Annotated in this window: 1 protein-coding gene and 1 pseudogene; both read left to right on the forward strand. The window is 45.8% G+C overall.

Features of this window, described 5'->3' with window-relative positions:
* Positions 1-141 precede the first annotated feature (141 nt).
* Positions 142-447: pseudogene (locus E1189_RS26105) on the forward strand (transglutaminase-like domain-containing protein); the annotation flags it as partial.
* 162 nt (positions 448-609) lie between these two features.
* Positions 610-1,385: hypothetical protein (locus E1189_RS24810; RefSeq protein WP_230459982.1), on the forward strand; the 776-nt coding region annotated here is incomplete at its 3' end.

Consider the following 1,385-nt stretch of genomic DNA (forward strand, 5'->3'; position numbering starts at 1 on the left):
TCAAACATCACCAAAACCGTGACTGTGGATTATATCGTAGACCCCAGCAAGACCTCTTTGCAGAACATAAGAAGAGACGAGTTTGTTCAAGTGATTGAAGGTATATGCCATCCCACTGTTCAGCAAGAATTGAAAGACGATGTGTTTGACTGTTCGCCTGCCGGCAACCCTAACCTTGAGGAGCTACAGCAACTCGCCTTATTAAGCCCGTCCAAACGGCTTTATCAACTTATTTGCTGGGTGAAATCATTTTCTTCGAGCATGAGTGTACCGGGCTGTGGGCTGGAAGGACTGGTGGCGTTAATACAGGCGAAACAGGGAGTCTGCCAGGAACGCTGTCAGGTTTTTCAGGTGCTCTGTCATTACTTTGGGATACCGGCCAGACTCGTGACCAATGCCTCACATCAATACGCTGAAGTCAGTCTGGATAAAGGCAAAACGTGGCGCATGGTCAATCTGGGGGGAGGAGGAAACTGCTCAATATCCGTGCACACACCAGACTTTCCAGAACATGTTCGTGATAATACTGGAAAAAACATTGAGTTTGACCCTTCTGATCCCACCTGCGATCTGACAAACACTCTCTCTGAACAAATCAAAAACAATTGTGTGACAGAAGATAGCTATCGCCAGCTACTTGATAGGCTCAAAGTTGGTGACCAGTATGAGTATGCAAACATTTGTTATTACCTGCAAAGAACTGATGTCATTACAGTTCTTATTAAGCACGGATTTGATATAGATCTATTGTTTACCGACATTATCCAACACCGGATACAACAGATTGGTGGTAAAAGCGATAAATATTATGATCAGGAACTCTTCAGGCTGAAACAAAGCACTTACCGATTCCTGAAGTGCTTTCTTCAGGCATCCGCTGCAGGCGTTCTGCCCCCCACTCGTCTTTATGCTCTGGTCGATTATGCTTATTGGCAAGTGCAGTTGATACCCACCGCTGGCATTTTGGATACGCTTGAAGACATGGCATTCATTCCCAAGTGGGAAAAAGCAGCAGAGCAGGCTCTGGAACGCTTTTACCAGCACCTTACCCGTCCACTGAGCTGGGTTTTCTCCGACCGGACAACGGATTACAAAATTAAGCCTGTGTCTGACGTGCACGGATTTTCCCAAACGTTCTTGCGGGCCATGAATAAAGTGGCGATAAGAACTGGCTGGAGCTGGATCAATAAAGGCCGACTTCCCGTCGTGGAACGCAGTGCAGCCGGATTGCCCCCTTTCCCGGTCAGTTTGGAAAAAACAGATATTCGAACAATATTCTTCGTCATTCAGTGTAAAGATAAACAAGAAAAGCTTGAAGCTAGCTACGATGACTACCTTAGAAATTTTGCCTCTGTAACACAGTATCCACTACTGTTAAAAGCTTA

This window comes from Parendozoicomonas verongulae, assembly GCF_009711465.1.
Lineage (GTDB): Bacteria > Pseudomonadota > Gammaproteobacteria > Pseudomonadales > Endozoicomonadaceae > Sansalvadorimonas > Sansalvadorimonas verongulae.